This window comes from Mesorhizobium qingshengii, assembly GCF_900103325.1.
GTDB classification, from domain to species: Bacteria; Pseudomonadota; Alphaproteobacteria; order Rhizobiales; family Rhizobiaceae; genus Mesorhizobium; species Mesorhizobium qingshengii.
In genome coordinates this window covers 1-5,618 of record NZ_FMXM01000062.1, presented here as the reverse complement: position 1 = coordinate 5,618, position 5,618 = coordinate 1, and the positions used below count along the sequence as shown (strand labels likewise).

The following is a 5,618-nucleotide window of genomic DNA, read 5'->3' as shown; positions in this document are numbered from 1 at the left end:
GCTGAATCGGCGGTGAATTCACTTGTCGGCAAGCGAATGGTCAAGAAACAGCAGATGCGGTGGTCGCTCCACGGTGCTCACATGCTCATGCAGGTCAGGACGGCAGATCTCAACGGCGAGCTTCGCAATCGATTGCGGGCACCGTTCCGACAGCCAGGGCCGAACGTGCCACCACTATTCAAGCCCAAACCGCCTCTCCTGCGCGCCGCCTAACCCCAGAGAAGTTACCGGTCTCCGGCAGAACCGCCCGCGAAGGTTAAGTCGGTCGCCGCCAACATTCTTGGCGAATTCTTCGCTGCTTTGGACAAGGAAGAAGGTCTAGGCGACGTCGCACCGAGGGTTCGCAAGGTCGTGCTCGACGATGGCGTGTTTGCCGAGCCTTCTATCCGCGCCGCTATTTTCCCGGATGCCTCATGATCCGGATCGACAAAATACGCATTGAGCAGTTTCGTGGCATCCGCGAGCTGACACTTAGTCTCAACGGGCAGAACTTCGCAGCCTGCGGCCCGAACGGAACCGGCAAGAGCGGCATCGTCGACGCGATTGAATTTGCCCTGACCGGCAACGTCTCCCGCCTCGCTGGTGCGGGGACCGGCGGTCTTTCGGTAAAGTCGCACGGCCCCCACGTTGATAGCCGCAGCAAACCGGAGGCGGCCTCGGTCACCCTCGACGTCACCATACCTGCCCTCGGCAACAAGAAGGCGCAAATCCGCCGTACGGTAAAATCCGCAAGCGCACCTGAGATCACTCCCGCCGACAAGGATGTTCTTGCCACTTTCGAGAGCGTCAACCTGCATCCGTAGTTCGCGCTTTCGCGTCGCGAGCTGATCCGCTACGTCCTGTCCGAACCGGGCCAGCGATCAAAGGAGGTTCAGTCCCTTCTGCGGCTTGAGGACATCGAGAAGCTTCGGGGCGTGCTGCAGAAAATCGCCAATGCCTCCGCGCGGGAACTTCCGGGGCTCCAGCGTGCCGAGGCAGACGCAGTCAAGACTCTAGTCGCCGCTCTCGGTGTAAGCGAACTCAACAAGAAGACGGTCATCGACGCGGTGAACCCACAACGCGCGCTGCTTGGCCTCGCGCCGTTGGCTGACCTGGGCGCAGATATCTCTCAACGGTCTTGCGACGACCACTACGAGCGTGCCAGGGCGTGTCCCGAAGATACAAGCCACAGCAGATTTGGCCGCGCTCAAGCAAGCACTGGAAACGCTTGCTGCCAGTTCGTTCAAGGACAAGTGCACCGCCGCCGCTGCTAGTGCCACCGAACTCGGTAAGGACGCTGATAGTCTCGACGGATTGTCACGCGAATCTCTTCTCAAGTCGGCGCTCGAACTGTATGACGGCGCGGCTTGCCCGGTATGCGATACGCCCTTAGAGCCCGATGCATTTCGGGGGCATCTCGCCGAAAAGCTGAATCATCTTGACGATCTGGGCAAACGCCGCGCCGCGCTCGAAGCCGAACTCAAGCCGGTTCTCGACGATCTGTTCAGTGCAGGCACCGCCCTGACCACGATGATCGATCACGCGGGTCTTCTCTCCCCGAAAATCGATGTCGTCGCACTGAACGAATTCCGCTCAACTCTTCGTGCCAGATACAAGCAGCTGCAAAAGCTGCTGCCTCTCGGCGATACCGTCGCGGTCCTGATGGCGGCGTACGCCATCCAGCAACTGGGGACGGAACTGACCGTGCTGGAAAAGGCGATCGCCGCAATTCCAGAACCAAGCAAGCAGGACGCGGCACGGGACTTTCTTGTTCTGGCACAAGAGCGCCTGGAGCAGCTTCGAATCGCACGGCAGAAACATTCAACGGGGAAGCTCCGGGCTGAACGCGCTGCCAGGATCTCCAACACCTACGGAACGGTGACTACGGCCGCGCTGGAGAAGATCTACAAGGACGTGGAGACCACCTTCGCGAGCTACTATCGCAAAATCAACGAAGATGATGAGAACACATTCACCGCCAAACTCATGCCTTCCATAGGCAGGCTGGCATTTGACGTCGATTTCTATGGGCGCGGACATTTTCCGCCAGGCGCCTATCACAGCGAGGGCCACCAGGACGGTATGGGACTGTGCCTATACCTCGCGCTCATGAACCATCTGCTGGGGTCGAACTTCACCTTCGCGGTGCTCGATGACGTGCTTATGTCGGTCGACGCCGGCCACCGCCGTCAGGTTTGTGCCCTGCTCAAGGAGAGATTTCCGAACACGCAGTTCATCTTCACCACACACGACGAAATCTGGTTGCGGCACATGAAGTCCGAGGGTCTCATCAAGGGCCGCAACTTCGCCCATTTTAGAACCTGGACCGTCGATCTGGGTCCTGCCGAATGGGATGATCGTGACGTTTGGGCCGAGTTGGATGACCACTTGGCAAAAAACGATGTAAGAGCGGCGGCTGCGCTGCTGCGTCACTATCTTGAGCATTTTGCCAAGGAGGCTTGCGACCGCCTGCGCGCCAGTGTGGAGTTCCGCGGCGATGCTCAATTCATGCTTGGTGATCTCCTGCCCAGCGCCACCAGTGCGCTCGGCGAGATGCTGAAGAAGGCAAAGGCGGCCGCCAATTCCTGGAACCAGAAGGAAGGCCTGGACCTGATCAACGCGATCGAAACTGGGTTTGGGGAAGCCAAGATCAAAACAGGTTACGACAACTGGCAGATCAACACGGCCGTCCACTTCAACGAATGGGCGGACCTCAACCGATCGGATTTCGCACCGGTCGTGACTGCCTTTCGTGGATTTACGGACGCCTTCATATGCGACAAATGCAACGAAATCTATTTCGTTTCGCCAGACAGAGGCAAGAAGGAGGCACTCCGCTGTGGATGCGGTGCGCTAAGCCTAAACCTGCTGCAAAAAGGCGCCTAGTTACCATACGGGATGGGGCCGGCGTCCCGCAGGCTGAAGCGCATCGATGCGTTAGCATGGGCCAATGTGAAGTGGCCGGATCCGCGACCGTCAGAAGTCCCATGGCAAGCAAACGCGCTTCGACGGGCACCGGTGATCCCAAGATCTTTTATCGTCGGTGGTCGTCACGAGAATGTGCCTATCGGCAAGCGCGCTACTCTGGTTTTTCGTCAGCGCGGTCTGAAAACTCGGGCATGATGTACCCCGCAAGCAGCTTCTCCTTTGAAAGCAGCCCGGCGTCCTCGAGTGCCTCGAAATCCGGCAGCTGGCGAAGCGTGTCGAGCCCGAACTGCGTGAGAAAGGTTTTCGTCGTCACATAGGTGTAGGGCGCGCCCGGCTGGGGCGAGCGCGGTCCCGAGGCGATGAGGTCCTGCGCGCGCAGCACGCCGATCAGATCGCGCGACACCTCCTTGCCGAAGAAGGACGACAGCTCGCCACGCGTGATCGGCTGGAAATAGGCAATGCACATCAGAACGAGCGCCTCCGACTGCGACAGTTCTTTTGTCCCCTGCCCTACCGTGCCAAATGCGGCGTGTATGATGTCTCCAAAGGCCTTTTTGGTCCGGTGCTGCCAGCCGCCCGCGACCGCGACCAGCTCGTAGGGGCGGCCGGCGAGCTCGGCGCGGATGTCGTCGATGATCAGCTCGAGATTGCAGCTCTTCCCCACCACCCGCGCGAGGACACTACGTGTCACCGGTTCGCTGGCGGCAAAGATCACCGCTTCGACGCGGCCCATCCATTCGCGCCAGCGCAGCTCCGGCGGCAGGTGTTCCAGCTCGGTGTCCAGCAGCGCCGGTTGATCGGTCGGCCTACGACGGGCAGACGCTTGGCTCATCGCTAGAGCCCAAACAGCCGGAAGGTGGCGCGGCCGGAGAGCTCGCGCACGGCATTGAGTTGCTGCAGACGGTCGAAAAGGCGGCGCGCCGCGAAACGCGACAGGTTTTTCGTCGTCAGCGAGCCCGAGACGGCATCTTCATTCAGGAGCAAAAAAATCACGTCGCCGGCGCCCCTGGCGCGCAGTTTTGGCGCCACCGCCAGGAGCTTTTCGGCACGGCGCGACAAATCCGCGGCCAGCCGGCAGGCATCCGCCGCCGCTTGAACCAGCGCGACGCAGACCGCCCGCTCAAAACTTTCTTCGCCGGGTCGGATGCGCTTGCCGCCGCCGGCCTCGGCGCGGAAGGACGGGCCAAAGGCCTGCGCCATCAACAGCGGCAGCGGTCGCGGCCAGCGCAGGCATTGCGCCAGCACCAGGTCGGCGAGCCACCAGGCCAAAAGCTCGGCATCGGGACGCACGGTGACGACATAAGCGGCGATCGCCGCCGCGGCGAATGGCGCCGGCCGCCCCGAGCGCGCCAGGCCGTCGATGTGTTCACAAAGCGCGGCTAGCGCCTCGACGTCCCAATGGAGACCCAGCTGGTCGAGTATCTTTTCGAGTCGGTCGGGGGTAGCGACGGGCGGCTGCCCGGCCAACTGCCGCCAGGCGCCAAAGACGGCGCCGGCGGGGCCGGGATCGGCGCCGGCCGGGCGCAGGTGCCAGGCGTCGCGCAAGGCGGCCGCGTCCTCGGCGCGGCCGGCAAGCCGCATGCCGGTGGTGGCGCAATTGAGCACCAGCCGCTGGCGCCAGGCGCCGGACCAGCTCGGTTGCGCGCGGGCGAGCGTGTCGAGGGCAGCCACGGCGGCGCCGGCCCGGAAGGCAGCTTCAGCGTCGCTCGGCGCGCCGGCGTTTGCCAGCGCCCAAGCCGTAACGGAGGGCGGCGCAGAGGAGTTGGCGGTCGCGGGATCGAGGCGAATCATGAATTGGAGGATAAAGTGCCGGTGCGCTTTTGGCGATGATTTTCGCACCAAAACGCACAGCCTGTCAGAGCACTAACACGAATGATAAGATTGCATTATCATTCGTTTTTTAAAATGCCTACTGCAGCACCTGCAAACCGTGCTTTTCAACCACCGACAGAAGCTTCAGCGCCAGCCCGCTCGGCCGCTTGGCACCCGTCTCCCACTTCTGCACCGTCGATTCCGACGTGTTGAGATAGCGCGCGAACACCGGCTGGCTGACGTGATTGCGCTCGCGCAGCGCCTTTATCTTCTTTGCGTCGAATATCGTCGGCCGGGACAGGCAGGCTTCGTCGAAGGAGCGCAGGGTCTGCTTGTCGACCGTGCCGGCGCGCACCATGCCTTCCACCGCGCTGTGGATCGCCTCGAAGGCGTCGCTTTTGAATTTTCGTCTAATCGCCATCGCCAATCTCCATCAAAGCTCCAGCATTCAATTCCGCGGCCAGATCCGCGGTGGATTTGCGCCGGTAGAGCGCCGCAAGCTCGCGAAACGCACGCAATTCGTCATCATCGATGTTCGCCCTGTCCTGTTTGGCGAACAGATAGACGTAAACCCAAAACTCACCGCTCCTGGCGAGCAGGATCGATCGAAAGCGATTGTCACCGAGCCGTTTCTTGAAAACGCCTCCGCCGAGATCGTCCGCCTTGCCCTGAGCGGCCTCCCTGGCTGCCCGCGTAAGCGCTGCATCCGAAAGCCGTGCCTTGCGCGCCGCCTTGGCGAACCATGCTGTCTTAAATATGCGATCGGGCATGACGAAAGATAGCACTTGGTGCTATGGAATTCAATGGTGTCGCAACCGTACTGACTTATGGCGGACGAAGCCGACGATGAATTGCCCGTCATCGTTGAGATCTTCTCGCGATGGGCAGGGAAGGCCCTG

General features: G+C 61.4%; 6 protein-coding genes and 1 pseudogene. 3 read left to right on the top strand and 4 right to left on the bottom strand.

Annotated elements, in window-relative coordinates:
* The 3 genes and pseudogenes from BLS48_RS36020 to BLS48_RS33925 form a co-directional block, all read left to right on the top strand.
* Positions 1-213: pseudogene (locus tag BLS48_RS36020) on the top strand (hypothetical protein); the annotation flags it as partial.
* Positions 214-413: 200 nt separating this feature from the next.
* Complete coding sequence (locus BLS48_RS36480) at positions 414-803, top strand: AAA family ATPase (protein WP_244530010.1); 390 nt, start codon at positions 414-416, stop codon at positions 801-803.
* A 373-nt stretch (positions 804-1,176) separates the two neighbouring features.
* Positions 1,177-2,865 (top strand): AAA family ATPase, encoded by a 1,689-nt coding sequence (locus tag BLS48_RS33925; protein ID WP_244530009.1) that lies wholly within the window; start codon positions 1,177-1,179, stop codon positions 2,863-2,865.
* 193 nt (positions 2,866-3,058) lie between these two features.
* Here the strand turns inward: BLS48_RS33925 and scpB are convergent, their stop codons facing one another.
* The 4 genes from scpB to BLS48_RS33905 form a co-directional block, all read right to left on the bottom strand.
* Positions 3,059-3,739 (bottom strand): SMC-Scp complex subunit ScpB, encoded by a 681-nt coding sequence (gene scpB / locus BLS48_RS33920; RefSeq protein ID WP_038654660.1) that lies wholly within the window; start codon positions 3,737-3,739, stop codon positions 3,059-3,061.
* A 2-nt stretch (positions 3,740-3,741) separates the two neighbouring features.
* Positions 3,742-4,698: a DUF1403 family protein gene (locus tag BLS48_RS33915; protein WP_091586632.1), complete on the bottom strand. Its 957-nt coding sequence runs from the start codon at positions 4,696-4,698 to the stop codon at positions 3,742-3,744.
* Between the two features lie 118 nt (positions 4,699-4,816).
* Positions 4,817-5,140 carry a helix-turn-helix domain-containing protein gene (locus tag BLS48_RS33910; protein WP_038654663.1) on the bottom strand — a complete coding sequence of 108 codons (324 nt, stop codon included), beginning with the start codon at positions 5,138-5,140 and terminating at the stop codon, positions 4,817-4,819.
* Complete coding sequence (locus BLS48_RS33905) at positions 5,130-5,489, bottom strand: type II toxin-antitoxin system RelE/ParE family toxin (RefSeq protein WP_038654666.1); 360 nt, start codon at positions 5,487-5,489, stop codon at positions 5,130-5,132. The genes BLS48_RS33910 and BLS48_RS33905 overlap by 11 nt, the downstream gene beginning before the upstream one ends.
* Between the last annotated feature and the right edge of the window lie 129 nt (positions 5,490-5,618).